The organism is Paraburkholderia sp. J94 (assembly GCF_905220285.1).
GTDB lineage: Bacteria > Pseudomonadota > Gammaproteobacteria > Burkholderiales > Burkholderiaceae > Paraburkholderia > Paraburkholderia tropica_A.
In genome coordinates this window covers 213,899-239,750 of record NZ_CAJMZH010000008.1, presented here as the reverse complement: position 1 = coordinate 239,750, position 25,852 = coordinate 213,899, and the positions used below count along the sequence as shown (strand labels likewise).

Sequence of the window (25,852 nt, the reverse complement as noted above, 5' to 3'; positions counted from 1 at the left end):
GGCGCTTTAACCGGGCGCGACTAATCTGTGAAGCTCACTATGAAGCGGGCTAAAAGCGGACTTTAAAGCGAACCGCGCAGCAGACCGGCAAGCGCCATTGCGGCGCGCTCAAAGCGGCAACTGCGTATCGAACTTGATTTCGCGCAGCACGACGCTCGTGCGCACCTGGGCGACCGCGGGGATGCGGAAGATGCGTTCGTGCAGGAAAGTGTCGTAGGACTTGATGTCGGGCGCGACGATCTTGAGGATGTAATCCGACTCGCCCGTGGTGCTGTAGCACTCGGTCACTTCGGGGCAGGTGGCGATCTCGCGCTCGAACGCTTCGACGCCGCCTTCCGTGTGACGCGTGAGGTGGATATGCGCGAGCGCGCAGACATGCAGGCCGAGCTTCTCGCGATCGAGCAGCGCCGTGTAGCGCTGGATCACGCCCGACTGCTCCATGTCCTTGATGCGGCGCCAGCACGGCGTGCTGGACAGGCCCACCTGATCGGAGATTTCCTGCACCGAGCGGCGCGCGTCGAGCTGCAGCAGGCGCAGGATCTTCTGGGAGAAGGTATCGAGTGTCAAATGCGCCTCCATGTGCGTCGCCGGATTCCCAAATGGTAGAGGCCGGGAAAACGAAACGCAATGCAAACCGCAGATGACGAGGGAATTTCCCTAAGTTAGTGCTCAGGCGGCGGTATTTTGCCCCGACGCGTCCCCTTCTGCGACCGTCGCGGCGGCCTGCTGCGCGCGCAGGTCGGCCAGCATGTTGCAGAACAGGGCGCCTTGCTCGATGGCGTCGTCGAGCGCGACGTGCGTGTGCGGGTGATCGTCGAACCAGTGCTTCGGAAAGCGCGGCTTGATGCACTTGCGGTACGGCAGGCCGGTCATCGCGAACGCCAGCGTCTTGATGTCGAGCGCCGACCACGAGAACGGGCAGCGCCCCGCGAAACGCATCATGTACCAGAACATGAAGGTGAAATCGAAGCCCGCCGGCATCGCCACGAACACGGGCTTGCCGGGCAGCTTCTCCACCCATTCGACGTAGGCCACGAGCGCGGCGGCCGGGTCTTGCAGATCGGTGCGGCAGGCGGCCCACGCCTCGGGCTGCGTTTCCCACCAGGCGGCCTGCACCGGATGCGGCGCGGCGCCTTCGAGCGTGGCGAGATTCGCCGAGAAGGTGGCGATCAGGCGCTTGTCGGCCGTGTAGGCCGCCGACGCGAAACTCAGCATCGAATGGGGACCGGGGATCGGACCGTCGGCCTCGACATCGGTGCTGACGTAAATTTCCTCTATGGCTGCTTGATTCATCGCTTCGCTTGGTTGATTCGCTTCGTTGGGTGCATCGATCGTTCGGCGGCTGCGGTCGTCTCCGCAGTCGTTCCCGCGGTCGTTCCCGCAGTCGTCCCCGCAGTCGTTCCCGTGGTCGTTCCCGCAGTCGTCCCCGCAGTCGTTCCCGTGGTCATCTCCGCCATCAGCCCCACTGCGCCTGGCCCGTCGCGCCGGGCACGCCATCTGCGACATAGGGATTCGAGCGGCGCTCCTCGCCGAACGTCGACACCGGACCGTGGCCCGGCACGAACGTGACGTCGTCGCCGAGCGGCCAGAGCTTTTCGCGGATCGAGCGGATCAGGTCCGCGTGATTGCCGCGCGGAAAGTCGGTGCGGCCGATCGAACCGGCGAACAGCACGTCGCCGACCAGCGCGAGCCGGTGCGGCCGGCTGAAGAACACCACGTGGCCCGGCGTGTGCCCGGGGCAGTGATAGACCTCCATCTCCTCGTCGCCGAAACGCACGGTTTCGCCATTGGCGAGCCAGCGATCCGGCTCGAACGCCTGCGCGTGACCGAAGCCGAAGCGCACGCTCTGTTCCGGCAATTGATCGATCCAGAAGCGTTCGTCTTCCTGCGGGCCTTCGATGGGCACGCCGAACTTGTCGGCCAGCGCCTTCGCGCCCGCGCAGTGATCGAGGTGGCCGTGCGTGAGCAGGACCTTTTCGAGCTGCACGCCCTGGTTCGCGATCTCGGCTTCGATGCGTTCGAGGTCGCCGCCGGGATCGACGACGGCGGCGCGGTTCGTCGCTTCGCAGACGAGCAGCGAGCAGTTTTGCTGGAACGGCGTGACGGGAATCAGCGTGACTTTCATGCGCTAACGCGGGGATGGAGTGTTGTGGGGCGGCTGGGCGCATCGCGCGGCGCGGGCGGTGAGCAAGACGGACTGAAACGTACCGAAACGTCGCTCACCTTCGCGGCGGCACGCTGCGCCGGCCAAAGATTCGATTGTACCGGCGTCCCCGGAGCGCCGCCGAGGGCGCGCTGCGATCGGCTGAATCCCTTGTCAGACAAGGGATCGAGGTGTGTCGGAAGATCGTCCTTTATTACACCAATGGTGAGAAATGATCAGGTTTTCGATAGGAAACGGATGACAAGAATAAGTTTTGGGTATAATGCGACCCATCAAGCACGTTTCACGTGCATTCACTGGGCGATGTGACCCGCGGTAAAAAATGGGTCGCGAATACATCGCCGTCAAGCAGTGCCGTCCTTCGAGGCCAGCTCACCAGGCTGCCTTACAAGACGGCAAATCAGGTGCCGATCCGTTCGGCACCGCACGTCTTGCCCAGCCAGGCGCCGCGCGCCTGCCACGGACTTGCTGCCGTGACGCTGGGTGGGGCCTACGCCGCCGTTCCTGTGCGCCGTGTGTATCCGGCGCGCCTGAATGCAGCCCATCGCGTTCGATGGCGGCATGTGGGGTCTGGTCAGGCTGCCGGGGACAGGTTGCGCCAGACGTGAAAGAAAACCAGCGGTAGCGGCTCAGGAGCTGCATCCGGGTATCGGCTTTCGTCCGTTTTTCACGGACGGGGAGTCCTTTTACCTGCGACCGCCGAGGCTATCCGGCAACGCGCAACCAAGGCGCGGGACGGCCTCGAAACGTGATGACTAGCTTATGAAACTCGGACTTTCTCGACGACGATTCGGGAGTCTCGCAGCCGTGTCCGTGCTGGCCGGTTGTGCCATGCCGCCTGGCCCGCAGGACCAGGCGCAGGGCAACGCGCTCAGCACCAGGGACGCGCACACTGCGTTCGCCACGCCGCAGAGCTACGGCTCCGCGCTGGCCGCGCTGCCTGCTTCGGGCGCGAACAAGGACAAGTCGCTCGCCGACGCTCAGCCGATCGACGACGACAGCCCGGACGTCGGCTCGTTCCACCAGACCGGCCGCGCCTCGTGGTACGGCCGTGCGTTCCACGGCCGCAAGACCGCGAGCGGCGAGCGCTTCAATATGGAGGCGCTGACCGCCGCGCACCGCACGCTGCCGCTCGGCTCGTACGTGCGCGTGAGCGTGCCCTCGACCTCGAAGTGGGTCGTGGTGAAGATCAACGACCGTGGCCCGTACGCACGCGGCCGCGTGATCGACCTGTCGTATGCGGCCGCGAAGATGCTCGGCCTGCAGTACGCGGGCACCGCCAAGGTGAAGATCGAAGGCCTGTCGCGTCAGGAAGCGAAGGCCGCGCAAGCGGAAATGCTGGCCGCCAACTCGAACGCGAGCGGCGAGCGCTGATCCTCCGCGGGGTTGGTCCGCGAGTTTGTCCAGGATTCTGTCTGTGTTGGCGCGTGGCGCGCACCGGGCGGGATCCGCGAACTGAACCGCCGATTGAATCCGCTGATCGAATCCGCAGGCTGAATCCGCACCGGTCACCCGACCTGGTCCCGATTCCGGCACAAACAAGAAGGGCCGCACGCTCACGCGTTGCGGCCCTTCTGCTTTTCAGGCGACTCTGCGATGGCGGCTCAGTCCGCCTCGTCTTCCTCTTCGTCGCCTTCCCCGTCTTCGTTCTTCAGTTCGAGCGCGCGCGCGTAGAGCGTGTTGCGCGACGCGCCCGTGAGCGCCGCCGCGAGCTTCGCCGCGCCCTTCACCGGCACTTCCTGCAAGAGCAGGCGCAGCAGCGCGTCGTGATTCTCCTCGCCCGATGTCTGCGCGGGCGCGCCTTCCACCACCAGCACGAACTCGCCGCGTTGACGATTCGCATCCTCGGCCAGCCACGTTGGCCCTTCGGCCAGGGTGCCGCGCCACAGCGCTTCATGTAGCTTGGTCAACTCGCGGGCGATGAGAATCCGGCGCGCGGGGCCGAACGCATCGGCGAGCGCCTGCACCGTCTCCACGATGCGGTGCGGCGCTTCGTAAAACACCATCGCGTGCGCATGCGCGCCGAGCGGCTGCAACGCGCTCGCGCGCTGCTTCGCCTTGGGCGGCAGGAAACCGAAAAACGTGAACGTCGAGACCCAGTCGCCCGCCACGCTCAGGGCGGTCGCGAGCGCGCTGGCGCCCGGCATCGGCACGACCTGGAAGCCGGCTTCGCGCACGGCGTCCACGAGTTTCGCGCCGGGGTCGGAAATGCCGGGCGTGCCCGCGTCGGACACGCAGGCCACGCGTTCGCCCGCGCGCAGATGCTCGATCACGCGCTGCGCCGCCTCGCGCTCGTTGTGCTCGTGCACGGCGATCATCGGCTTCGAGATGCCGTAGCGCGCGAGCAGCTGGCCCGTGTTGCGCGTGTCCTCGGCGGCGATGCGGTCGACGAGGCCGAGCACGTGCAGCGCGCGCAGCGTGATGTCGGCGGTGTTGCCGATCGGCGTCGCCACGACATAGAGCGTGGCGGCGGGATAGTGCTGGGCCTGGGCGAGTTCGAAGGGGGACGAGAGGGACGTCATGACACGGAACGCGCGAACGCAAGCAAAGAGGCCGACATTGTGCCATGTGGGGCAGGCCGCAGCGCCGCCGCAAGCGGAACGCGGCGCCTGCGAAGGCGACAACTTTTCTGTGGCGGGCCGGTCGAATGCCGGAACGCGCGCGGACCTTCGCGCGGAGAACGAGCGTGGTGCTTCGAAGGCAGATGATGTTTTGAAGGCACGCGAGGTGCGCGAGGCACGCGATGCTTCAACGCCACGCGAGGCGCACGCCGCGATGTCGCGCGCAGACGAACGCCGTGCCCGCCGCGAGACCGGCGCGCGTTTCGAGCAGCACGCGCTCGTTTATCTGCAACGTCAGCGGCTCGTGCTGGTGGCGCGCAACGTGCATTGCCGCGGCGGCGAACTCGACCTCGTGATGCGCGATCGCGACGGCACGCTGGTGTTCGTCGAAGTGCGCGCCCGTGCGCGACGCAGTTACGGCGGCGCGGCGGCGAGCGTGGGCTGGCACAAGCGGCAGCGTCTGCTGCTCGCGGCGCGCGACTATCTCGCGGCGCGCGCGCAGGCGCAGGAAGCGATGCCGAGCGCGTGCCGTTTCGACGTGGTGACGTTCGAAGGCGGGCGTCTCACCTGGCTGCGCGATGCGTTTCGCGCCGACGATGAATGAGTCGATCAGTGAGCAGCGAAAGAGCGCACGCCAATCAGCCCAACGCGCGCGCGACTCGCAAGCAGGTGAAAAAAGCCGCGAAAGAAGCCGCGAAAAAAGCAGCAAAAAGCGCGAAAATCGCGCGCATCGAAAAAGAACGCCGGAAGACAACGCGCGCGATTGCGCTAAACTTGCGGCACGCCGCAACCCAGCGGAAATTTTGCGATACCCGCAGTACAGATTAGAGAGTCGATGTCCGTCGAACGCATTCAACAGCACTTTCGCGATAGCGCAGCGCTCCAGCTCGCCGCGATGGAAACCCTGGCGGTGCCGATTGCCGCCGCGGTCGATACCATGTTCGCCGCGCTGGCGAACAGCAACAAGATCCTCGCTTGCGGCAACGGCGGTTCGGCCGCCGCGGCCCAGCAATTCGCCGCCGAACTGATCGGCCGCTTCGAGCGCGAGCGTCCGGGCCTGCCCGCGCTTGCGCTCACCACCGACGCTTCGGTGCTCACCGCCGTCGCGAACGATTACGCGTACGAGCAGGTGTTCGCGAAGCAGGTGCGCGCGCTCGGCCATCCCGGCGACGTGCTGCTCGCGATCACCACGTCGGGCAATTCGGCGAACGTGCTGGCGGCCATCGAGGAAGCGCACGAGCGCGAAATGATCGTGATCGCGCTGACCGGCAAGAACGGCGGCCAGATCAACGGCGCGCTCGCCGACACCGACATTCAGCTGTGCGTGCCGTCCGAGCGGACTGCGCGCATTCAGGAAGTTCACCTGTTGACGATCCACTGCCTGTGCGACGGCATCGACGCGATGCTGCTGGGCGACGACTGACACCCGAAGGACGAAGGAGAGGCACTTGATGATCAGAACCGGCATGACGCGCGCGCTGGCACGGACCACGCTGACGATCGGCTTCGCGGCTTCGCTGTGCGCGAGCCTGCAAGGCTGTTTTCTCGCGCTCGCGGGCGCGGCGGGCGGCACGGCGCTCGTGGCGACCGACCGACGCACGGTGGGCTCGCAGACCGAGGACCGCGAGATCCAGGTGAAGGCGCTCTCGAACGTGACCAATGCGCTGCCCGAGACCGCGCACATCAACGTCGCTGTGTTCAATCAGCGTGTGCTGCTGACCGGCGAAGTGCCCGACGAAGCGTCGAAGCAGAAGGCCGAGAGCATCGCGCGCGGCGTCACGAACGTGGAATCGGTCGTCAACGAACTGGCGGTCATGCCGGCGAGCTCGTTCTCGTCGCGCGCCAACGACTCGTATCTCGAAGGGCGCGTGAAGGCCGAACTGGTCGCGTACAAGAACATCTCGGCGAACAACTTCAAGGTCGTGGCCGAGCGCGGCAACATCTATCTGATGGGCCTCGTGACGCCGGAGGAAGGCCGCATCGGCGCCGACGCGTCGAGCACGGTGATGGGCGTTTCGCAGGTCGTGAAGTGCTATCAGTACATCAGCCCGCAGCAGGCGGTGGCCGCGAACACGTCGGCCGCGTCGAACCCGCAGGCACCCGCCGCGACGGCCGATGCGCCGACCGTGGGCGCCGTGCCGGATTCGGGCGTGAGCGCGCGTCCGATCGACCAGCAGGCGCCCGCGCCCGTGACGGAGTCCGCGCCGCGCTCGTCCAGCAGCGGAGCGACGATGTGATGATGGGTCGTACCGTGGTGGAAATTCGACGTGGCGTGATGGGGTTGGCAGTGGCCGTGGCGGGCGTGGCCGCAACGCTGGGCACGGCGCCGGCATTCGCGGCCGGCGATGGCCAGGCCATCGCCCGCAGCAACGCGTGCATGGGTTGTCATGCGGTCGATCGCCGGCTCGTGGGGCCGTCGTTCAAGGACATCGCTGCGAAATACAAGGGCGATGCGAGCGCGCAGGCCAAGCTCGAAAAGAAGGTGCGTGACGGCGGCGCGGGCGTGTGGGGCGCGATTCCGATGCCTTCGCATCCCGCGATGAGCGCCAACGACATTCACGATGTCGTGGCCTGGATCCTGGTCGGGTCGCCTTCGAAATAGTTTTGCGCCAGCTCAAATTTGACGCTTGGCACAAGCAAATTTAGCTGTGCTAGAATCATTTTCGTTGTGGGGGGGTAGCTCAGCTGGGAGAGCGTCGCGTTCGCAATGCGAAGGTCGGGAGTTCGATCCTCCTCCTCTCCACCAAACGAATTCAAAGGGTTACAGGTGCTTGCCTGTAACCCTTTTTCGTTTCTGGCGCGGGTTTCGGTATGCGCTTCGACACACGCTTGCGGCGCGCTACGCGCGAGCCTCCGCTTCCACCAGCAAGGTCAGCAGCGCCAGCGCTTCCTGCCATCCGAGATAGCACGCCTCGAGCGGAATTGCTTCAGGAATCCCTTCCTGCGTCACCTCCATCTCCGTGCCGCAAAACACCTCGCGCAGTTCGACCGTGGTGTGCATCACGCCAGGCAGATTCGGATCGTCGAAGGACGCTGAATACTTGAGCCGCGCACCGGGCACCAGCTCCAGATACTCGCCGCCGAACGCATGGCTCGCGCCCGTCGCGAAGTGCGTGAAGGACATCCGATAGCGTCCGCCGACCACGGCATCGAGCTCATGCACGGTGGCTGTGAAGCCATGCGGCGGCAGCCATTTCGCGAGCGCGGCGGCATCGAGAAACGCGCGATACACGCGCTCGGGCGCGGCGCGCAACACGCGATGATGGCGCACGGTGTTCGTCGGCATGGGGTTCCTCCGTTTGGCAATCGGGGCATCGGTTCATCCCATTCTAGGCGACGGGTCGCGCGGTGCCGTGTTGGCGGCCGCGCATCGCCTACACTTGATCCATCACCGGGCCACCAGCCCGGCACACCCCGGAGAAGGGAGGCCATCATGTCCGCCGCCGAACAGCCGACGCCCATTCCCTCGACCCAAAAAGTCGACTACGAAGGCTTCGAAATCCACATCAAGTCGATGCCCGCGGATGCCGGCGGCGCGCGCTACACCTACACCGCGTATGTCTGCCATCCGGGCGCGAATGCTGCGCTGCCGGGCCACACGGTCCCGTATCACCCCGACGGCGACGAAACTTTCCGCAGCGATCAGGACGCGAAGGACGAAGCCACGCACGTCGGTAAAAGCATCATCGATGGCACGCATCCCGATCTGTCGGTGCTGGGGTTGGTGACGCAGGGGTTTTGAGCGGCATTGGACGTGGTTGCGGCAGGGGGCTGAATCGCAACTAACAGCCGCGGCGTGTGCGTTGCCACAGGTGCGTGCAGGCGTGTCCAGGTCCGTCCCACGCGTCGAGCGACGCGCGGCGGACTTCGGACGAGACAGGCCTTACTCTGTGTGCCGCACGCCGCACGCCGCACGCCGCACGCCGCACGCCATACGCGATACGCGATTCGCCATCGCCATCGCCATCGCCATACGCCATACGCCATACGCCGCACGCCGCACGCCGCACGCCATACCCCGTACTACATAAGCCATACCCCATCCACCCACACCGGTCCCCACAACCCCCGGACCGCGCCGCTGCTACCATCGACGCTTCCCATCACCTTCCCGCCGCCCAATGCTCGCGCTCAAGCTCACGCTCGTTCCGCTGTTTCTGCTGTTCGTGTCGATGTCGGGCAAGCGTTGGGGGCCGAAGATAGCCGGCTGGCTCGCGGGGCTGCCCGTCGTCGCGGGGCCGATTCTCTGGCTGCTGACGATGGAGCACGGCGCGGCGTTCGGCGCGCGCGCCGCGACGCTCTCGCTCTACGCAATCCTCGCGTCCGAATCGTTCAATTTCGCCTATGCGTGGACCTGCCGTGGCGGGGCGACCGGCGCGCGTCCGTGGTGGCTAGCGTTGAGCGCGGGCCTGGCCGCGTGGTTCGCCGCGGCCTGCCTGCTCGCGCAATTGCCGGTGTCCTGGCCGTGGGCGCTTGGCGCGGCGCTCGCCGCCACGCTGTTCGGTCAGACCTTCTTGCCGCGCAGCACGGCGGTCGCCGCGGGCGCGCCGCTCACACGCACCGATCTCGCCACACGCATGATCGCGGGCGCCGCGCTCACGCTGGCCGTCACGACGCTGTCGGCGCGTCTCGGACCCGCGTGGAGCGGGCTGTTCGCCGTGTTTCCCTTGCTCGGCAGCGTGCTGGCGGTGTCGTCGCATCGCGCGCACGGCGCGCCGTTCGTAATCGCGCTGCTGCGCGGCATGGTGCTCGGGCGTTTCGGCTTCGCGGCGTTCTGTCTTGCGCTGACGCTCGGGCTCGCGCGTCAGCCGACGGCGCTCGCGTTCGTCGAGGCGTCGCTGATCGCCATGCTGGTTCAGGTCGCGAGCGCGCGCATCGCGCGTTTGGGGCGCCCGCCCGCGCATCCTCGCGACGAGGCCCACACGAATGCCATCGCGGCCGACTGATCCACCGATCGGCTAAAGCACACAAAGGGAAAAAGCGAGGCGCTGCGATTCGCATCCCCGGAACGCAGACGCGAACCGGAGCGCGGGAAGAGGAAAAAGGCCCGGACGCCGAAGAGCCCGGGCAAGCCGCCGGATTTCCGGCGACGGAGGTTGCTGCAGACGCCTCGCATGAGCTGCGCGGCGCCGATGTCTGGGTATGTCGATATCGAAACTGCGCCCGGTATCGCGGCCGAAGCGCCGATCGCGCAACGACCGACGGGCCCGCGCTCGAAACGAATCGAGCGCGGGCCCGTCTGCGTGCTCAGGCGGCGAGCCGTCTCAGGGACGGCAGGACGCCGGATCGCACGGAATCACTGGCCGAAATAAACCGGCTTGATGTTCGGCTGCGCGTGGCTGCCGGCTTGCGTCGAACCGTTGGTCGATGCGCCGTAGGCCGTGGCTTCAGCCGTGGCGTTCTGTTGCGCGACGCGCGCTTGCGCGGCTTGCAGGTCTTCCGGGTAGTACGGGCTCGACAGGCCCGGGCGATAGCCGGCCTTTTCGAGCTGCACGAGTTCGGCGCGCACCTGAGCGCGGGTCAGCGGCTGGTTCGTGCTCTGTTGAGCGAACGAGAGCGCGGGAGCGGCGAGAACGGTAGCAGCGAGTGCTGCAGCAATCAGGGACTTCATGGTCAACAACCTCCAAAGATTATGTTTCGGACCGTAACAATCGTCTTGCTCGATCCGTTGATGTGACTTTATTGCAGTGCACTTCAAAGATAAATATTGAGATGTGGCAAACATCGTTGCGGGAAATGAGATAGTCGAGCGTATTTCGGTGCCAGATCGGCGATATTTCATCGGATTCCCTGCGCGCAATGCAACGAAAGCGTGCCGCCTGCGCTCCGGCCTTTTCGGTGAGGCAAAATAGTGCGCATCCGGTCGTGCACTGCAGCGACGGCCCCATCCCTATCCCCATGCCGTTCGAAACCGGCATCGCTCAAGGAGAGCCACATGAAAAACGCACTCGGCCGCCAGGCGCTGATCGCCGCCGCGCTCGCGGGTCTCGCGACGGCGGGCGTCGCGCACGCGGACGATACCGTCAACTGCTACGGCGTCGCCAAGGCCGGCAAGAACGATTGCTCCAGCAAGACCGGCGTGCACGACTGCGCGGGCCAGGCCAAGGTCGATCACGACAAGGGCGACTTCAAGACCATGCCGAAGGGCACCTGCGAAAAGCTCGGCGGCACGCCGGAGCAATAAGGTGCGCTGGACCGCGAAGCCGGCGTGCGGCGTCGGCATCGGCTTGCGGCATGCGCATTACGGCGCGTTCATGCGGGCGTCGGCGGGTGAGGGCGATGGCGTCGATGGCGCGGAAGGTGCGGAAGGTGCGGAAGGTGCGAATAGGGCCGATTGGCTCGAAGTCCACAGCGAGAATTATTTCGGCGACGGCGGCTACGATCTGCACGTGCTGGAGACGCTGCGCCGCGACTGGCCTGTGAGTTTGCACGGCGTGGGCCTCGGACTCGGCAGCGCCGCGCCGCTCGACGAATCTCACCTCGCGCGTCTGACGCGTCTCGTTGAGCGCATCGAACCGGCGCTCGTTTCCGAGCATCTGTGCTGGGGCGCGACGCCGCATGCGGCGCTGCACGATCTGTTGCCGATGCCGCTGACTCAAGCCTCGCTCGATCACCTGTGCGCGCGCGTCGCGCGTCTGCAGGACGTATTGCGCCGCCGCGTGCTGATCGAAAACGTCTCGACCTACGTGCGTTTTCGCGGCGACGCCTACGGCGAGACCGCGTTCCTCGCGGAGCTGGCGCGGCGCACCGGCTGCGGCGTGCTGCTCGACGTGAACAATCTCTATGTGAACGCGCACAATCACGGCGAAGACGCGCTCGACGCGATGGCCGCGCTGCCGCGCGAGGCGGTCGGCGAACTGCATCTCGCGGGGCATCGCGTGACGCCCGCCGCCGTGATCGACGATCACGGCTCGCGCGTCGCGCCCGAAGTGTGGGCGCTGTACGAAGCGGCGTTGCAGCGCTTCGGCGCGGTGCCGACCTTGATCGAATGGGACACCGACGTGCCGCCGCTCGACATCCTGCTCGACGAGGCGCGCATCGCGCGCGAGCACATGATGCGTGGCGAAAGCGATGCGCACGCGCATACCGAATTGCCTGCAACGGTGCGCCCATGAGTACGCCCATGAGTACACCGATGAGCGCCGACCGCCCCGACGCCGATATCGACCCCGACACCCCGCTGGCCTCGCTGCAAGCGGCGTTCGCCGACGCGCTCGACGATCCCGCCGCCGACGCTGCGCTCGCGGCGCATCTGCGCGCGTGCCATGGCACGCATGAGGTGAGCGCCGCGCGTCTCGGCCTCTATCGCGGCAACGTGCGCGCGGCGCGCCGTCATGCGCTTGCGAGCGCGTATCCCGTGCTCGCCGCGCTCACGGGCGACGCGTATTTCGACGCGCTCGCGCTCGCCTACGCGCGTGCGCATCCGTCGCGCGACGCCGATCTGAACCGCTTCGGCGCGGCGCTGCCCGAGTTCGTCGAGCGCTACGAAAGCGACGCGCGTTACGCGTATTTCGGCGATGTCGCGCGCCTCGAATGGGCGCTGCATCGCGCGGCCTATGCCGCCGACGCCACGCCGCTGAGCGCCGCGCAATGGCAGGCGATCGGCGCCGAACGTCTGATGGGCGCGCGGCTTGCGCTGCATCCCGCATGCACGGCGTTGGCCTCGCGTTTTGCCGCGCTGGCGATCTGGCGCGCGCATCAGCGAGACCCGCATGAACCTGCGCGCGAACATGAACCCGCGCAGAACGCAGCATGGCCCGAGCGCATCGACGAACCGGGCTGGATGCTCGTGGTGCGCCCGCGCTGGCATGCGCAGCCGCTCGCGCAGACGCACGCCGCGCACGCAGCGTTCGTGGCGCTGCAACACGGCGCGACGCTCGACGAAGCGCTCGAACGCGCGTTCGCCATCGACGCCGGTTTCGATTTCGCCGCGCAATGGCGCATCTGGATCGAGACGGGCGCGGTGACGGGTCTGCGCGATCCGGCACGAATCGACTAGCGGCTAGCGCACACAAAACCGCTTGTTTTGCGGCGCGAAACAGAAGCAAAGGAATCCGAACCAAGATCCAAAGGCAAACGCGGCGCTCGATTGTTCAGTCGATACAAAAAAGCCCGCGCGCGTGCAGCACAACGTACCGCGCCATGCGCGGCAAACCCCACACGCGGCGCGAATCGCGGACTACACTCGATTGCAAACGGCCTCGCCCGCGCGCCACACCGCCATGATGACCCGCCGACCGAACGTGATGATCGTCATCAGCATCGTGCTGGCCGCCGTGCTCACGGCGGTGGCGGGCTGGGTCATGGCGCAGATGCGCGAGGACGCGCTCGCGAGCGCGCGCGCCTCCGCCTACAACATGGCGCTGCTGTTCGAGCGCGATACGGCGCGCAATCTGGAGATCTACGAGCTTTCGCTGCAGGCCGTGATCGATGCGCTCGACGATCCGCGCCTCGCCGCGCTGCCCGACGACATCCGCCACAACGTGCTGTTCGACCGCTCGGCCACGGCGCAACATCTCGGCGTGATCCTCGTGACGAACGAGGCCGGCGACGTGATCTTCGACTCGCGCGCCTCGCCGCCGCGCGAGGTCAACGTCGCGGACCGCGATTACTTTCTCGTGCAGCGCGACTCGCCGCGGATGGGGCTCTACGTGAGCCGTCCGTTCATTCCGCGCGACGGCCCGGCCAACGCCACCATCGGCCTGAGCCGCCGCATCTCGAAGCCCGACGGTTCGTTCGCGGGCGTGGTGGTCGGCACCATGCGGCTCGACTATTTCCGGCAATTGATGAGCGGCGTGGAGATTGGCGCGAACGGCGTGGTCACGCTCGCGCTCGCCGACGGCACGCTGCTGATGCGCCGCCCCTACGCGCCCGCGATGATCGGCAAGAGTCTCGCCGATTCGGCGCTGCTCCATCGCTTCGAGCACGTCGAGGCGGGCGGGTTTTTCGGCGTCGGGCCGCTCGACGGCGTGCGGCGCTGGTTCGCGTTCCGGCGCGTCGACGGCTATCCGCTGGTGTTCAGCGTCGCGGTGGCGGCGGGCGACATCTATACGGAATGGCGAGCGCGGGCGTGGATCATCGGCTCGCTGACGGCGCTGCTCGACGTGTCGCTGATCGCGCTCGCGATGGTGCTTACGCGACAGTTGCGCCGCCGCGTGCTGCTGGAGGACGAACTGCGCGCGCTCGCGGGCACCGACGCGCTCACGGCGCTCGCCAACCGCCGCGCCTTCGAGGCGCGCGCCGATCACGAGTGGCTGCGCGCGCGGCGCTCGGGCCAGCCGCTCGCGGTGATGATGATCGACGTCGACCGCTTCAAGCGCTTCAACGACCGCTATGGACACGCGGCCGGCGACGGCGCGCTCGCGGCGGTGGCGCGCGCGATCGGCGCGCACGCGCGGCGGCCCGGCGACTGCGCGGCGCGTTACGGCGGCGAGGAATTCGTGCTGCTGCTGCCCGAGACCAGCGCGGCGCAGGCGCTCGCCCACGCCGAGCGGCTGCGCGCCGCGCTCGAGGCGCTGGCCGTGCCGCACGAGGACAGCCCCAACGGCGTGCTGACGGCGAGCGTCGGCGTGGCGAGCACCTCGGAGCGCGGCTTCGAGAACTGGCGCGCGCTGATCGAGGCCGCCGACGCCGCGCTCTACACGGCCAAGCGCGCGGGCCGCAACCGCGTGGCCGTCTGGCAGCCGAGCGTCGCGCGCGAGCCGCAGGACGCCGGGCCGGATCTTTGAGCCCTCCGTGAGTATGTGATCGACGTCAAATATTACCCGGGTGATATTGCATCGATTAATTTACCCGGGTAATATTCGCTGCGTGAATCGAACGGAGAAAGCGATATGGCAGCGGCTCAACACACTCAATCCACGGCGGCGCACGGCGTCACGGCTTTTGCGGGCACGCGTCTGCTCGCGCGCGGCACGCCGCTCGACGTGGCGCTCGCGGTGAAGGCGGAACTGGAGCGCGGCGACGCGGCGTCGGTGCTGGTGTTCGACGACCGCGACGCGCGTCCGGTCGAATTCGATCTGCGCGGTCGTCCCGCCGACGTGGCCGCGCGCCTCGCCGCCGACGCCGCGTGGCAGGCGCGCTCGCAGGAAGGCGCGCAGTCCGGCGAAGATTCCGGCGACACCGAACCCGCCGACGACGCGCCGCGCGGACGCGGCCGTCCGAAGCTCGGCGTGGTGGCGCGCGAGGTTACGCTGCTGCCGCGTCACTGGGACTGGCTGGCGGCGCAGCCGGGCGGCGCGTCGGTGGTGTTGCGCAAGCTGGTGGAAACGGCGCGGCTCGCGGGCGAGGAGAAGCATCGCGTGCGCGCCTCGCGCGAGGCGGTGCACCGTTTCATGACGGCGCTGGCGGGCAATCTGCCGGGCTACGAGGAAGCGTTGCGGGCGCTTTACGCGGGCGAGCGCGCGCGATTCGAGGCGTGGAGCGTGGACTGGCCCGAAGGCGTGCGGGACTATGTGCGCGAACTCGCGCAGGATGCGTTCGCCTGACGCCGTGCGCGGCTTGCTGCCCGCCCGATGCTGCATGCAGGCCGCGAAAATCCGACGCACAAAAAAAACCGCTCAGGCCAGAACGGCATGAGCGGGAAGTCGGAGAGTTTACAACTTACAACCTCTGCATGAACTGTCATGGGGTCACGCAGAGACTTCAGTCTATGCGTGGCGTATCTCGCTCGATATAGGATTAGTCCGAAACTCTTATCGGAGCGAGGCGAGCGATCGACCACGAACTCAGGCGCGAGTCCGCCGCCCGCGCCTGTTTCGTCCGGCCCACATGCGCGGATGCCCGCCTTGCCACGCCGATTGCGGCTCCGTACACTCGCGCCTGATTTCCATCAAGGGCATCAGCGAATCCGCGGCGTGCACGCACGCCCGAACCGGTTCGCGCCCCGTTCCGATAAACAGAATCCGATCCGGCCCGCGCCGCGCTCGCCCCGTCGTGCGAGGTGTGCAAGGTGCGCCGGCCCATCACGGCACAAGAGGAGCTCCCGATGTCCGATTCCTATTTCCCACGCTGGCGCGCGCAGACGGGCGTCAAAACCGTCGTCGCGCCCGACGAGCGTCTCGCCTGGCCGCAGATGTTCGCGATGGGCGTGCAGCACGTCGTCGCCATGTTCGGCTCGACGGTGCTCGCGCCGCTGCTCATGGGCTTCGATCCCAACCTCTGCATCTTCATGTCGGGCATCGGCACGCTGCTGTTCTTCGTGGTCGTGGGCGGGCGCGTGCCGAGCTATCTCGGTTCGAGCTTCGCGTTCATCGGCCTCGTGATCGCGGCCACCGGCTATAGCGGCCACGGCGCGAATCCGAACATTCCCGTCGCGCTCGGCGGCATCATCGCGTGCGGCGTGGTCTATGCGCTGATCGGCGTGCTGGTCTCGGCCATCGGCACCAAGTGGATCGAGACGCTCATGCCGCCGGTCGTGACCGGCGCGATCGTCTGCGTGATCGGCCTGAATCTCGCGCCGATCGCCGTGAAGGGCGTGAGCGGCTCGCAGTTCGATTCGTGGATGGCGCTCGTCACGGTGCTGTGCGTGGGCGGCGTGGCCGTGTTCACGCGCGGCATGCTGCAACGCCTGCTGATTCTCGTCGGCCTGATGATCGCCTACGCGATCTACGCGGTCGTGACCAACGGCATGGGCCTCGGCAAGCCGATCGACTTTTCGATCGTCGCGAACGCCGCGTGGTTCGGCATGCCGAAGTTCAGCGCGCCCGTGTTCGATCCGCACGCGATGACGCTGCTCGTGCCGGTCGCCGTGATTCTCGTCGCGGAAAATCTCGGCCACATCAAGGCCGTCTCGGCGATGACGGGCCACAACCTCGACCGCTACGTGGGCCGCGCGTTCATCGGCGACGGCCTCGCGACCATCGTCTCGGGTTTCGCGGGCGGCACGGGCGTGACGACCTACGCGGAAAACATCGGCGTGATGGCCGTCACCAAGATCTACTCGACGCTGGTGTTCGCGATTGCCGCGCTGATCGCGCTCGTGCTCGGCTTCTCGCCGAAGTTCGGCGCGGTGATCCAGACGATTCCGGGCCCGGTGCTCGGCGGCGTGTCGATCGTCGTGTTCGGTCTGATCGCGGTGACGGGCGCGCGCATCTGGGTCGTCAACAAGGTCGACTTCTCGGACAACCGCAATCTGATCGTCGCGGCCGTCACGCTGGTGCTCGGCGCGGGCGACTTCTCGCTCAAGCTCGGCGACTTCGGTCTGGGCGGCATCGGCACCGCGACGTTCGGCGCGATCGTGCTCTACGCGCTGCTGCGCAAGAAGCCGGCGCAGGAAGCGGCGGTTTGATCGGCGCGCTTCGCTTGCACTAAGCAACCCGCCTCGCGCGGGCATAAAAAAACGCGACGGCCCGAAAGGACGTCGCGTTTTTTATTGGGCTGCGGGGATCCGCTTCAGCCGCCTCAGCCTCGATTGCGTCCGCGCGTGGTGATCGCCGTTTCCGTGAGATCGACTTCGCGCATCAGCTTCGCGAGCGTTTCGTCGTTGATCGTCTGCTTGTTGCGCAGTTCGAGCAGCGTGGCGCGTTCGGCGCGCATGGCCGCGAGCCGCATCTGCAATTCGAGCGATTCGGCTTCGCGCGCGTGCTTGCTCAGATCGCGGTCGGCGTCGAGCGTCGCGAGGCGGCGGCGATAGGTGTCCATGACGCGCGCCGTGGTGTCGGCGGCGTAGGCGGACTGCGATTCGTTCATGTCCTCGGTCGCGGTTTCGTGCAGCGCATCGACGGCGCGGATCGCGGCCTGCGCGGCCTGCACGCGCGCGGCGCGTTCCTCGGCCACGTGCGCCGGATGCGCGCCGCGCCGCACGCCGCGCAACAGCAACGGCAAGCCGACGATCGCCACCAGCAGCGACGCGAGGATCACGCCCGTCGCGATGAAGATGGCGCTGTCGCGGCCCGGCAGCGGCTTGCCGCTCGCGAGCGCGACGGGCAGCGAGAGCACGCCCGCGAGCGTGACCGCGCCGCGCACGCCCGCAACCGTGGTGATCGCAACGGTGCGCAGGCCCGGCACCGCATTGGTCACGCCGTGACGCGCCGCGCCGCGGCTAGCCACCCAGCGCAGCAGCCAGACCCAGCCGAAGCGCATCGCGTAGAGCGCGATCAGCACCGCGCCGATATAGCCGAGCAGACGCAGCATCTGCACGTTGCTCGTGTGATGCGCGTCGAGCAGCGCCTTGCCGAGAATGCCCGGGAATTGCAGGCCGAGCAGCGTGAACACCATGCCGTTGAACACGAACTCGATCATCGACCACGTGCTGGTCGCGCGCACGCGCGCCGACACCGGCCCCATGTGCGCGACGCTCGTGTAATTCATCATCATCCCGGCGGCCACGGCGGCGAGCACGCCCGAGACTTCGAGATGTTCCGCAAACAGGTAGGCCGCGAACGGAATCAGCAAGGTCATGACGACGCCCGGCGCGGGGTCGCCGTCGGCATCGACATTGAGAAAGCGCGACGACATGAAGCTGAAGAACCAGCCGATCGCCGCGCCCACCGCGAGGCCGCCCGCCGCGATCAGAAAGAAGCTCAGCGTAGCCTGGCGCAGCGAGAACACGCCCGTGAGCGCCGCCGCCACCGCGAACTTGAGCGCGACGAGGCCGGAGGCGTCGTTCATCAGCGCTTCGCCTTCGAGGATGTGCATGAGCTGCGCGGGAATCTTGTCCTTGCCGGCGATGGCCGAGAGCGCGACGGCGTCGGTGGGCGAGAGCACGGCGGCGAGCGCGAAGGCGACCGGCAGCGAGATCTGCGGCACCAGCCAGTGCACGAAATAGCCCACGGACACCACCGTCAGCAGCACGAGGCCGAGCGCGAGCAGCAGGATCGCGCGGCGCTGCATGAAGAATTCGCGCTTGGGCATGCGCCAGCCGTCGGCGAACAGCAGAGGCGGAATGAACAGCGCCATGAAGACGTCGGGATCGAACGTCACGTGCGGATTGATGCGCGGGAACGTCAGCAGCGCGCCGATGGCGATCTGTAGCAGCGGCAAGGGCAGCTTGATGGGCAACAGCCGCACGATGATTCCCGAAAGGGCCACGGCGAGGAGCAGAATAAGAACGGTGAAAATGGTTTCCATCGATGAGCGGCAAGACGAGCAGGGATGGGAGGGCGCGCGGTGCGTCCCCCATTCATCCGTTTAGTGCGGAACGTGCCGCGGAGCGCGGCGAACGATGCGATGCATGCCTGACGAGGCAGGCGGCGGTTGGCGGTAAGTGTAGCGTGTGCGCGGCCGCATGCGCCGCGAAGCGTGCAAGCCACTTGTAGGGCAAGCTCGGCGACAGGGCCGGCATGCACGATTCTGGTGCGCGCGGGGACGCATCATGCCCGCCGCGCGCGCACGCGCACGGTGCGCGGTGCAGGCTTCGATGCAAGGCGGGTCGCAGCGTGCGCACGGACCTTGCTTTATCGCCTGCCAACGACGCAACGCATCGGCCGCCGGTACGCACGCCCGCGGCGATCAACTTGCGCGAAGAGGAAGGCATGATCACAGAGCAGCAGGACAAGATGGCCGCGGCGCCGCACGGTTTCACCCTGAGCGTCTCGTCGGGTCTCCAGCGCTATAGCGCGCAACATGGCGAGCTTGCGCTCACCAGTGTGTTTCAACCGGTTTTCAGCCTGTCGCACATGCGTGCGGTCGGCTACGAAGGGCTTTTGCGCGCGCACGACGCGCTCGACCGGCCCGTTTCGCCGCTCGACGTGTTCGGCGCGGCCGCGCGCGTCGGCGAGGCGTTGCAGGTCGACCGGCTCGCCCAGGGGCTGCATCTGGAGAACTTCTCGCTGCTCGGCGCCGAGCGCGAGTGGCTGTTTCTCAACGTGCATCCGGGCACGCTGATCGAGCCGTATCACGCGGCGGCGCTGCTCGCGAATCTGCGTCGGCTCGGTTTGCCGCCGCGCCGCGTCGTGCTCGAAGTGCTCGAAGCCGAGGCCACCGATCTCGACGCGCTCGCGCACGCCGTCGCCGAATTCCGCGAACGCGGCTTCCTGATCGCGCTCGACGACTTCGGCGCCGGTCACGTCGATATCGGCCGCGTGTGGCAACTGAATCCCGACATCGTGAAGCTCGACCGCATCATGCTGATGCACGCCGCGCATCGCGCCGACATGGCCGCGACGCTGCCCGCGCTCGTCACGCTGCTGCACGAGGCGGGCAAGCTCGTGCTGATCGAGGGCGTGGAGACGGAGCACGAGGCGCAGATCGCGCTCGCCTGCAACGCCGACTTCGTGCAGGGCTTTTTCTTCGCGCGTCCGGCGCCGGGTTTGACCGACGCCACGCACGCGCAGAACGTGATCGCCGAAGCGACGGAGCGTTATCGCGAGCAGACCGAAGCGCGCGAGCGCGGCACCACGAGCCGTCTCGCGCCGTATGTGCGCGCGTTCGAGCGCGCGGCGGAGCGGCTGACCGCGGGCGAGCCGCTCGAAGAGGTGTGCTGGAATTTTCTCGCGCTCGATCACGCGGCGCGCTGCTTTTTGCTCGATGCGAGCGGGCGTCAGGCGGGCCGCAACGTCGTGCTGCGCGTCGATCGCGCGGAGCAGGGCGCGCGCTTTCTGCCGCTCGACGACGCGCAGGGCGCGAACTGGCTGCGCCGGCCGTACTTCCGCGCGGCGCTGGTCGCGCCCGGACGCGTGCATGTGACGTCGCCGTATCTGTCGATCAACGAGGCGCTGCCGTGCGTGACGCTTTCGATGGCCGTGCAGGTCGGCGACCGCCTGTGCGTGCTGTGCGGCGACGTCGACTGGATGGCGGAAGAACTGGCCTGAGCGCTTCTATCACGTCGATAAAAGCGAAAACGGCGCGAGCCCTTGCAAGCCCGCGCCGTTCGCATGATGCGATTTCACCCCTGAAAACAGGGCTTATTTCGCGACGACCACCGGAATGCCGCGCAGTGCGCCCGCGCCCTTGAACGCGGCGAGCGCCTCATTGACGGCCGCGCTCGTCTTCACGTCGATGCCCAGACGCGCCGCGAGTTCGCGCTCGCCGCGCTTGACCGACGCGAGGTTCGCGAGCTTCACGTGACCGTAGCCGCGCACGCGCTGATGCAGGCTGGCGAACTTCGCGAGATCGGCGGCGCTGTCCGCCGTCACATGCGCGTGTTGAATCAGCACGCCGCGCAGCGTGGCCTCGTAGTCGTCGGCGAGCGCGCGTTCCATACGGCGTTCGAGCGTGTGGCCGAACGGATCGAACCACGTGCCGCGCACGCCGCGCCCCTTCGCGAGCAGCGCGAGCGCGCGCCAGAGCCATTGGCCGAACTGCATCTTGCGCGGCGGCTGGCCGTGCTTTTCGCGTGCGATCAGCGGCGGCGCGAGATTGAACTTCACCGTGAAGTCGCTGCCCGCCTGGCCTTCGAACTGCGCTTCGAGCGCGGCGCGGAAGGCCGGATCGGCGTGCAGGCGCGCGACTTCGTATTCGTCCTTCACCGCGAGCAGCTTGTAGAACGTGGCCGCGACCGCGCGCGCGAGCGCCTGATCCGCCGATTTGTCGGCCTGACGCGCGGCGTCGGTCAGTGCGCGATAGCGCTTCGCGTAGCCCGCGCCGCCATAGGCGAGCAGACGCGTTTCGCGGTCCGCGATCAGTTCGTCGAGCGTTTGCGTGAGTTGGCGCGCGGCGAGCTTCGCGTCGCGGGCTTGATTCGCGCGCTGATTGTCGAACGTTTTGAGCGCTTCCAGCGCGGCCGGATCGGCGGCGGCGAGACGGCCGATCGAGAACGCGAACAGATTCGCCTGCACGGCCACGTTGTTCAACTCGATCGCGCGCGTGAGCGCCGCGAGCGACACCGGCACGAGACCGAGCTGCCACGCGAAACCGAGCATCAGAATGTTCGCGCCGATCGTGTCGCCGAGATAACGTTGCGCGAGCGCCTGCGCATCGCAGCTTGAAAGCGGATCTTGCGTGGTCGTCGCGCCGTTCGTCGCCGCGTGGCGCATCTTCGCGAGCAGCGCGTCGGCGTGCAGATTCGCGTCGGGGTTCTGCACGAACGACGCGTTCGGAATCGCATGCGTGTTCACGACGATGCGCGTGCGGTCGTGGCGCACCGTTTGCAGCGCGTCGGCGCTCGCGCCCACCACCATGTCGCAGGCGAGCAGCAAGTCGGCCTGCTGCGTGTCGATGCGCACCTGGTTGAGCAGCGCGTCGGTGGCCGCGAAACGCACAAACGACAGCACCGATCCGCCCTTTTGCGCGAAGCCCATGAAATCGAGCACCGAAGCGCTCTTGCCTTCCAGATGCGCGGCCATGCTGATGAGCGCGCCCACCGTCACGACGCCCGTGCCGCCCACGCCGGTCACGAGGATGTCGTAGGGCGCGTTGTCGAGATGCGTCGACGGCATCGGCAAGGCGTTCACGCGCGCGGCCAGCGCCTGCGGATCGAACGCGGCGCCCGCGGCCTTCTTGAGCTTGCCGCCCTCGATCGTGACGAAGCTCGGGCAAAAGCCGTTCACGCACGAATAGTCCTTGTTGCACGACGACTGGTCGATGCGGCGCTTGCGGCCCAGTTCGGTTTCCACCGGCTCGACCGAGAGGCAATTCGATTGCACGCCGCAATCGCCGCAGCCTTCGCAGACTTCCTCGTTGATGAAGAGACGCTTGTCCGGGTCGGGGAATTCGCCCTTCTTGCGGCGGCGGCGCTTTTCGGCGGCGCAGGTCTGGTCGTAGATCAGCACGGTCACGCCGGGCGTTTCGCGCAGTTCGCGCTGCACGGCGTCGAGTTCGCTGCGGTGATGGAAGGTCGTGCCCTTCGGAAACTGGCCGTGATGGCCGTCGTATTTCTCGGGCTCGTCGCTCACGACCACGAAGCGCGAGACGCCTTCGGCTTCCACCTGACGCGCGATCTGCGGCACGGAGATGCTGCCGTCGACGGGCTGGCCGCCCGTCATCGCCACGGCGTCGTTATAGAGGATCTTGTAGGTGATGTTGGCCTTCGCGGCGACGGCCTGGCGAATCGCAAGGATGCCTGAATGAAAGTAGGTGCCGTCGCCGAGATTCTGAAACACGTGGCGCGTCTTCGTGAACATCGAATGCGCGGCCCAGTCGACGCCTTCGCCGCCCATCTGGATCAGGCCGGTGGTGTCGCGCTCCATCCACGAAGCCATGAAGTGACAGCCGATGCCCGCTTGCGCGATCGAGCCTTCAGGCACTTTCGTCGAGGTGTTGTGCGGGCAGCCCGAGCAGAAGTAGGGCGTGCGCTTCACGGCATCGGCGACATTCGAGAGGATTTGCGGCGCGACCAGATCGACCACGCGCTCGCGGCGGTCGAGCATCGGCTTGTGCTTCGCGAGCCACGCGGCGAACACCGGCAGGATGCGCGAGGGCCGCAGCTCGCCGAGTTCGGAGAGCAGCAGCGTGCCGTCTTCCGCGTGCTTGCCGATCACGGCCGGGCGCGCGCCTTCCTTGCGGTTGTAGAGATGATCCTTGATCTGCTGCTCGATCACGGGGCCTTTTTCCTCGATCACGAGCACGTCGCTGAGACCCGAAACGAAGGCGTCGATGCGCGACATCTCCAGCGGAAACGAGAGCCCGACCTTGTAGATGCGCACGCCCGCCTGTTCGAGATCGTGAACGGTGAGGTCGAGCCGGCGCAGCGCTTCCATCAGGTCGAGATGCGCCTTGCCGCAGGTGACGATGCCCACGTTCGCGTGCGGGCTCGGCGCGATCCATTTGTCGATGCTGTTCGCGCGCGCGAAGTGGCGCACGGCGTCGAGCTTGGCCGCGAGACGCTGCTCGATCGCGAGGCTCGGCAGATCGGGCCAGCGGTTGTGCAGGCCGCCGGGCGGCGGCGTGAAAGCTGCATCCGCATCGGCGGGTTCGGGCGCTTGCCAGTCGGTCTTGAGCGCGTCGAGATCGACGGTCGAGCCCGACTCCACGGTTTCCGAGATCGCCTTGTAGCCGACCCACGCGCCCGAGTAGCGCGAGAGCGCCCAGCCGTAGAGGCCGAATTCGAGCATGTCCGCGACGTTCGACGGATTCACCACGGGCATGTGCCAGGCCATCAGCGCGAAGTCGCTCTGATGCGGCATCGACGACGACACGCAGCCGTGATCGTCGCCCGCCACCACGAGCACGCCGCCGTGCGGCGACGAGCCGTAGGCGTTGCCGTGCTTGAGCGCGTCGCCCGCGCGGTCGACGCCGGGGCCTTTGCCGTACCACATCGCGAACACGCCTTCGACGGTGCGTTCGGCGTCGGCTTCCACGCGCTGCGTGCCGAGCACGGCCGTGCCGCCCAGTTCCTCGTTGATGGCGGGCAGGAAGCGCACGTCGGCGGCTTCGAGCAGTTTCTTCGCCTTCCACGCCTGCTGGTCGACCATGCCGAGCGGCGAGCCGCGATAGCCGCTGATGAAGCCCGCCGTGTTCAGGCCGTGCGCGCGGTCGAGCGCGCGCTGCATGAGCGCGAGGCGGATCAGCGCCTGGGTGCCGGTCAGGAAGATGCGGCCGCGCGTGGCGGTGAGGTTGTCGGTGAGCTGGTAATCGGCGAGGGGCGGCGAAGCAGGAATGTCGCCAAACGCGGGACGCGCGGTCATGGGGGAAGTCTCCGTTCTTGTGTCGCGAGCGCTGCGTCTGTGCGTCTTTGAATGCGCTCGCTGAAGACTCCATTTTTTCTCGCCAATAGCGGAAGTTTTTTGCTAACTCCGTGGGCGCGTTCGTTGAATGCGCCAAAGCCTGCTCGCGATGTCGCGCTTTGGAGGGAAATTCTCTTTCGTCGCGTGTCGGGCGTGCGATGCGTGGCCGAACGTGCGGTTGGATTCAGATCACGTGCGGTCCGTCGGGCCGGGTCTGATCGAAGGGGGTGACATCGTGAAAGTGCGCGTAGTCCATGCGGCTCACACCGCCCGTGTCGCTCATCAGATCGACGTAACGCTGGCCGAAACGCACCTGGCCGTCCGACCAGATGTAGCGCGCCTGCATGGTCTGCGCGGTCGATTCGTCCGAGCCCTCGATCACGACGTGCAGCGTGGCGGCCTGCTGCGCGAGCGACTCGGCCGTGGCGCCGTGCAGCGGGCTGGTTTCGTCGATCACGTGCATCAGGTTCCAGCCGAGCGTGAACAGCGGGTGCTGGTCGCGCACGAGCTTGAGGTCGTAGATGCGCCGCGCGGTGTAGCCGTCCGACGAGGTCTCGATGCGGATCAGGCGCAGCTTCGCGCTGGCTTCGGCGATCACGTTCTGACGCGCGTTGGCGGCGCGCGCCATCAGCGTCATGCGGCCTTCGATCGGATGCACGACCACTTGGCGCGCGAACAGGATCTTCGCGCGCGGCCGCGAGAAACGCGCGAACACGAGGCCGGTCGCGAGCGCGATGCTCGACATGCCGACGAAGATCTCGAAGGTGGCGACGATGTGCGCGTAGAGCGTCTGCGGATGCATGTCGCCGTAGCCGACCGTCGCGAGCGTTTCGACGCTGAAGAAGAACGCGCCCGTGAAGCCGTGCGGATACTGGTTGGCGATGGGCGCCGTGCCGAGCTGGTAGAGGCAGGCGAAGAACGCGTTGGCGACCACGAACAGTGCCGCGAGCGAGGCGAAGAAGGTGGGCCAGCGCATGGTGAGCGCCGTGTGATAGAGGTCCTGCCAGCCGTGCAGCGGCATGCCGTAGACGAGCACTTCGCGCGAGCCGATATGGAGGCGGCGCGGTGCGGGGCCGCGCGGGCTGGCGGGATGGTTCGCGGCGCGCGTGCCGGCGCTGCCTCGGCGCTTGCGGTCGTCGTCGGTGGCGGCGTGTGCGCCAGCGTGGGCGGCGGCTTGTGCGGCTTCCTCGTTCGCGCTGCCCTCCGGCGAATCGGGCGTCATGGCGGTCCTTCAGGGTCGGAATGGCGAGAGCGTAGCAACGCCGCGCGGGGCCGACAAGCGCGATCCGTGCGGCGAGGCGTGGGGGCGTTCGGGTGGGGTTGAAGACTGCGTGGGAAGGTGAGGCTGGGAAGTCGGCGCGTCGGCGGGTCGATGAACATGAATGCGACGCGCGCGGACACGCCGCGCGTGGCGACGCGTCGATGCGCGCGGGTGCGAGCGTGCGGTGCCGCGCACGCAACCCGCGCTGCCGCACGTTTAACGCGACACGCGACACGCGGCACGCACGCGCTTCACCCGCGCGTGCGTCGCGTCGATGCCCGCCGCCGCTCACGCGACGGCTTGCGGCTCACGCCAAACGCAA

At 67.3% G+C, this 25,852-nt stretch carries 24 protein-coding genes and 1 tRNA gene; 16 read left to right on the top strand and 9 right to left on the bottom strand.

The window, feature by feature from the left end; all coding sequences use genetic code 11:
- Nucleotides 1-108: 108 nt before the first annotated feature.
- The 3 genes from U4Y88_RS19090 to U4Y88_RS19080 form a co-directional block, all read right to left on the bottom strand.
- Nucleotides 109-579 carry an Lrp/AsnC family transcriptional regulator gene (locus U4Y88_RS19090; RefSeq protein WP_173816881.1) on the bottom strand — a complete coding sequence of 157 codons (471 nt, stop codon included), beginning with the start codon at nucleotides 577-579 and terminating at the stop codon, nucleotides 109-111.
- Between the two features lie 90 nt (nucleotides 580-669).
- Complete coding sequence (locus U4Y88_RS19085; RefSeq protein WP_224018266.1) at nucleotides 670-1,293, bottom strand: exonuclease; 624 nt, start codon at nucleotides 1,291-1,293, stop codon at nucleotides 670-672.
- Between the two features lie 163 nt (nucleotides 1,294-1,456).
- Nucleotides 1,457-2,125 (bottom strand): MBL fold metallo-hydrolase, encoded by a 669-nt coding sequence (locus U4Y88_RS19080; RefSeq protein ID WP_321785657.1) that lies wholly within the window; start codon nucleotides 2,123-2,125, stop codon nucleotides 1,457-1,459.
- Nucleotides 2,126-2,926: 801 nt separating this feature from the next.
- On the opposite strand from U4Y88_RS19080, the gene U4Y88_RS19075 reads away from it, so the two are divergent.
- Complete coding sequence (locus U4Y88_RS19075) at nucleotides 2,927-3,538, top strand: septal ring lytic transglycosylase RlpA family protein (protein WP_224018262.1); 612 nt, start codon at nucleotides 2,927-2,929, stop codon at nucleotides 3,536-3,538.
- A 230-nt stretch (nucleotides 3,539-3,768) separates the two neighbouring features.
- Here U4Y88_RS19075 and rsmI read toward each other — a convergent pair whose 3' ends face one another.
- Nucleotides 3,769-4,686 carry a 16S rRNA (cytidine(1402)-2'-O)-methyltransferase gene (gene rsmI / locus U4Y88_RS19070; RefSeq protein ID WP_321785655.1) on the bottom strand — a complete coding sequence of 306 codons (918 nt, stop codon included), beginning with the start codon at nucleotides 4,684-4,686 and terminating at the stop codon, nucleotides 3,769-3,771.
- A gap of 205 nt (nucleotides 4,687-4,891) precedes the next feature.
- On the opposite strand from rsmI, the gene U4Y88_RS19065 reads away from it, so the two are divergent.
- The 6 genes from U4Y88_RS19065 (at nucleotide 4,892) to U4Y88_RS19040 (ending at nucleotide 7,471) form a co-directional block, all read left to right on the top strand.
- Nucleotides 4,892-5,329: a YraN family protein gene (locus U4Y88_RS19065; RefSeq protein ID WP_415774471.1), complete on the top strand. Its 438-nt coding sequence runs from the start codon at nucleotides 4,892-4,894 to the stop codon at nucleotides 5,327-5,329.
- An 8-nt stretch (nucleotides 5,330-5,337) separates the two neighbouring features.
- Nucleotides 5,338-5,553, top strand: coding sequence for a hypothetical protein (locus tag U4Y88_RS19060; protein ID WP_321785653.1), 216 nt, complete (start codon nucleotides 5,338-5,340; stop codon nucleotides 5,551-5,553).
- 7 nt (nucleotides 5,554-5,560) lie between these two features.
- Nucleotides 5,561-6,148 carry a phosphoheptose isomerase gene (locus tag U4Y88_RS19055; protein WP_224018246.1) on the top strand — a complete coding sequence of 196 codons (588 nt, stop codon included), beginning with the start codon at nucleotides 5,561-5,563 and terminating at the stop codon, nucleotides 6,146-6,148.
- A gap of 28 nt (nucleotides 6,149-6,176) precedes the next feature.
- Nucleotides 6,177-6,962, top strand: a complete 786-nt coding sequence (locus tag U4Y88_RS19050) for a BON domain-containing protein (RefSeq protein ID WP_224018291.1) — start codon at nucleotides 6,177-6,179, stop codon at nucleotides 6,960-6,962.
- A 2-nt stretch (nucleotides 6,963-6,964) separates the two neighbouring features.
- The gene (locus U4Y88_RS19045; RefSeq protein ID WP_415774470.1) at nucleotides 6,965-7,327 is read left to right on the top strand and encodes a c-type cytochrome; all 363 of its coding nucleotides are present in this window, start codon (nucleotides 6,965-6,967) and stop codon (nucleotides 7,325-7,327) included.
- A gap of 68 nt (nucleotides 7,328-7,395) precedes the next feature.
- Nucleotides 7,396-7,471: transfer RNA gene (locus U4Y88_RS19040), tRNA-Ala, on the top strand.
- 93 nt (nucleotides 7,472-7,564) lie between these two features.
- Here the strand turns inward: U4Y88_RS19040 and U4Y88_RS19035 are convergent.
- Nucleotides 7,565-8,011: an SRPBCC family protein gene (locus U4Y88_RS19035; RefSeq protein WP_224018242.1), complete on the bottom strand. Its 447-nt coding sequence runs from the start codon at nucleotides 8,009-8,011 to the stop codon at nucleotides 7,565-7,567.
- Nucleotides 8,012-8,158: 147 nt separating this feature from the next.
- Here U4Y88_RS19035 and U4Y88_RS19030 point away from each other — a divergent pair, with 147 nt between their 5' ends.
- Nucleotides 8,159-8,467 carry a hypothetical protein gene (locus tag U4Y88_RS19030; protein WP_224018240.1) on the top strand — a complete coding sequence of 103 codons (309 nt, stop codon included), beginning with the start codon at nucleotides 8,159-8,161 and terminating at the stop codon, nucleotides 8,465-8,467.
- A 379-nt stretch (nucleotides 8,468-8,846) separates the two neighbouring features.
- Nucleotides 8,847-9,671, top strand: a complete 825-nt coding sequence (locus U4Y88_RS19025; RefSeq protein WP_321785649.1) for a hypothetical protein — start codon at nucleotides 8,847-8,849, stop codon at nucleotides 9,669-9,671.
- A 350-nt stretch (nucleotides 9,672-10,021) separates the two neighbouring features.
- On the opposite strand, the gene U4Y88_RS19020 is transcribed toward U4Y88_RS19025, so the two are convergent.
- Nucleotides 10,022-10,336 (bottom strand): DUF4148 domain-containing protein, encoded by a 315-nt coding sequence (locus tag U4Y88_RS19020; protein ID WP_224018238.1) that lies wholly within the window; start codon nucleotides 10,334-10,336, stop codon nucleotides 10,022-10,024.
- Nucleotides 10,337-10,660: 324 nt separating this feature from the next.
- Between U4Y88_RS19020 and U4Y88_RS19015 the strand changes: the two genes are divergently transcribed.
- The 6 genes from U4Y88_RS19015 (at nucleotide 10,661) to U4Y88_RS18990 (ending at nucleotide 17,014) form a co-directional block, all read left to right on the top strand.
- The gene (locus tag U4Y88_RS19015) at nucleotides 10,661-10,909 is read left to right on the top strand and encodes a DUF2282 domain-containing protein (RefSeq protein ID WP_224018236.1); all 249 of its coding nucleotides are present in this window, start codon (nucleotides 10,661-10,663) and stop codon (nucleotides 10,907-10,909) included.
- Between the two features lies 1 nt (nucleotide 10,910).
- Complete coding sequence (locus U4Y88_RS19010; RefSeq protein ID WP_321785648.1) at nucleotides 10,911-11,840, top strand: DUF692 domain-containing protein; 930 nt, start codon at nucleotides 10,911-10,913, stop codon at nucleotides 11,838-11,840.
- Nucleotides 11,841-11,848: 8 nt separating this feature from the next.
- The gene (locus U4Y88_RS19005) at nucleotides 11,849-12,724 is read left to right on the top strand and encodes a DNA-binding domain-containing protein (protein ID WP_321785646.1); all 876 of its coding nucleotides are present in this window, start codon (nucleotides 11,849-11,851) and stop codon (nucleotides 12,722-12,724) included.
- Between the two features lie 223 nt (nucleotides 12,725-12,947).
- Nucleotides 12,948-14,453, top strand: coding sequence for a sensor domain-containing diguanylate cyclase (locus U4Y88_RS19000; protein WP_321785644.1), 1,506 nt, complete (start codon nucleotides 12,948-12,950; stop codon nucleotides 14,451-14,453).
- A 105-nt stretch (nucleotides 14,454-14,558) separates the two neighbouring features.
- Nucleotides 14,559-15,212, top strand: a complete 654-nt coding sequence (locus U4Y88_RS18995; RefSeq protein ID WP_321785642.1) for a DUF2239 family protein — start codon at nucleotides 14,559-14,561, stop codon at nucleotides 15,210-15,212.
- Between the two features lie 500 nt (nucleotides 15,213-15,712).
- A complete protein-coding gene (locus tag U4Y88_RS18990) occupies nucleotides 15,713-17,014 on the top strand; it encodes a solute carrier family 23 protein (protein WP_224012473.1) in 1,302 nt (433 codons plus the stop codon).
- Nucleotides 17,015-17,127: 113 nt separating this feature from the next.
- Here U4Y88_RS18990 and U4Y88_RS18985 read toward each other — a convergent pair whose 3' ends face one another.
- Nucleotides 17,128-18,795, bottom strand: a complete 1,668-nt coding sequence (locus U4Y88_RS18985) for a Na+/H+ antiporter (RefSeq protein ID WP_224012474.1) — start codon at nucleotides 18,793-18,795, stop codon at nucleotides 17,128-17,130.
- 404 nt (nucleotides 18,796-19,199) lie between these two features.
- Here U4Y88_RS18985 and U4Y88_RS18980 point away from each other — a divergent pair, with 404 nt between their 5' ends.
- On the top strand, nucleotides 19,200-20,477 hold the full coding sequence (locus U4Y88_RS18980) for an EAL domain-containing protein (protein ID WP_310632264.1): 1,278 nt from the start codon (nucleotides 19,200-19,202) through the stop codon (nucleotides 20,475-20,477).
- Between the two features lie 93 nt (nucleotides 20,478-20,570).
- Here U4Y88_RS18980 and U4Y88_RS18975 read toward each other — a convergent pair whose 3' ends face one another.
- The gene (locus U4Y88_RS18975; protein WP_321785640.1) at nucleotides 20,571-24,230 is read right to left on the bottom strand and encodes an indolepyruvate ferredoxin oxidoreductase family protein; all 3,660 of its coding nucleotides are present in this window, start codon (nucleotides 24,228-24,230) and stop codon (nucleotides 20,571-20,573) included.
- Between the two features lie 223 nt (nucleotides 24,231-24,453).
- Nucleotides 24,454-25,491, bottom strand: a complete 1,038-nt coding sequence (locus U4Y88_RS18970; RefSeq protein ID WP_321785638.1) for an ion channel — start codon at nucleotides 25,489-25,491, stop codon at nucleotides 24,454-24,456.
- Between the last annotated feature and the right edge of the window lie 361 nt (nucleotides 25,492-25,852).

Excerpts from the sequence above, each read along its gene's own strand:
- U4Y88_RS19090 (WP_173816881.1), bottom strand. The coding sequence starts at position 579 with ATGGAGGCGCATTTGACACTCGATACCTTCTCCCAGAAGATCCTGCGC.
- U4Y88_RS19085 (WP_224018266.1), bottom strand. The coding sequence starts at position 1,293 with ATGAATCAAGCAGCCATAGAGGAAATTTACGTCAGCACCGATGTCGAG.
- U4Y88_RS19080 (WP_321785657.1), bottom strand. The coding sequence starts at position 2,125 with ATGAAAGTCACGCTGATTCCCGTCACGCCGTTCCAGCAAAACTGCTCG.
- U4Y88_RS19075 (WP_224018262.1), top strand. The coding sequence starts at position 2,927 with ATGAAACTCGGACTTTCTCGACGACGATTCGGGAGTCTCGCAGCCGTG.
- rsmI (WP_321785655.1), bottom strand. The coding sequence starts at position 4,686 with ATGACGTCCCTCTCGTCCCCCTTCGAACTCGCCCAGGCCCAGCACTAT.
- U4Y88_RS19055 (WP_224018246.1), top strand. The coding sequence starts at position 5,561 with ATGTCCGTCGAACGCATTCAACAGCACTTTCGCGATAGCGCAGCGCTC.
- U4Y88_RS19050 (WP_224018291.1), top strand. The coding sequence starts at position 6,177 with ATGATCAGAACCGGCATGACGCGCGCGCTGGCACGGACCACGCTGACG.
- U4Y88_RS19045 (WP_415774470.1), top strand. The coding sequence starts at position 6,965 with ATGGGTCGTACCGTGGTGGAAATTCGACGTGGCGTGATGGGGTTGGCA.
- U4Y88_RS19035 (WP_224018242.1), bottom strand. The coding sequence starts at position 8,011 with ATGCCGACGAACACCGTGCGCCATCATCGCGTGTTGCGCGCCGCGCCC.
- U4Y88_RS19030 (WP_224018240.1), top strand. The coding sequence starts at position 8,159 with ATGTCCGCCGCCGAACAGCCGACGCCCATTCCCTCGACCCAAAAAGTC.
- U4Y88_RS19025 (WP_321785649.1), top strand. The coding sequence starts at position 8,847 with ATGCTCGCGCTCAAGCTCACGCTCGTTCCGCTGTTTCTGCTGTTCGTG.
- U4Y88_RS19020 (WP_224018238.1), bottom strand. The coding sequence starts at position 10,336 with ATGAAGTCCCTGATTGCTGCAGCACTCGCTGCTACCGTTCTCGCCGCT.
- U4Y88_RS19015 (WP_224018236.1), top strand. The coding sequence starts at position 10,661 with ATGAAAAACGCACTCGGCCGCCAGGCGCTGATCGCCGCCGCGCTCGCG.
- U4Y88_RS19005 (WP_321785646.1), top strand. The coding sequence starts at position 11,849 with ATGAGTACACCGATGAGCGCCGACCGCCCCGACGCCGATATCGACCCC.
- U4Y88_RS19000 (WP_321785644.1), top strand. The coding sequence starts at position 12,948 with ATGATGACCCGCCGACCGAACGTGATGATCGTCATCAGCATCGTGCTG.
- U4Y88_RS18995 (WP_321785642.1), top strand. The coding sequence starts at position 14,559 with ATGGCAGCGGCTCAACACACTCAATCCACGGCGGCGCACGGCGTCACG.
- U4Y88_RS18990 (WP_224012473.1), top strand. The coding sequence starts at position 15,713 with ATGTCCGATTCCTATTTCCCACGCTGGCGCGCGCAGACGGGCGTCAAA.
- U4Y88_RS18985 (WP_224012474.1), bottom strand. The coding sequence starts at position 18,795 with ATGGAAACCATTTTCACCGTTCTTATTCTGCTCCTCGCCGTGGCCCTT.
- U4Y88_RS18980 (WP_310632264.1), top strand. The coding sequence starts at position 19,200 with ATGATCACAGAGCAGCAGGACAAGATGGCCGCGGCGCCGCACGGTTTC.
- U4Y88_RS18975 (WP_321785640.1), bottom strand. The coding sequence starts at position 24,230 with ATGACCGCGCGTCCCGCGTTTGGCGACATTCCTGCTTCGCCGCCCCTC.
- U4Y88_RS18970 (WP_321785638.1), bottom strand. The coding sequence starts at position 25,491 with ATGACGCCCGATTCGCCGGAGGGCAGCGCGAACGAGGAAGCCGCACAA.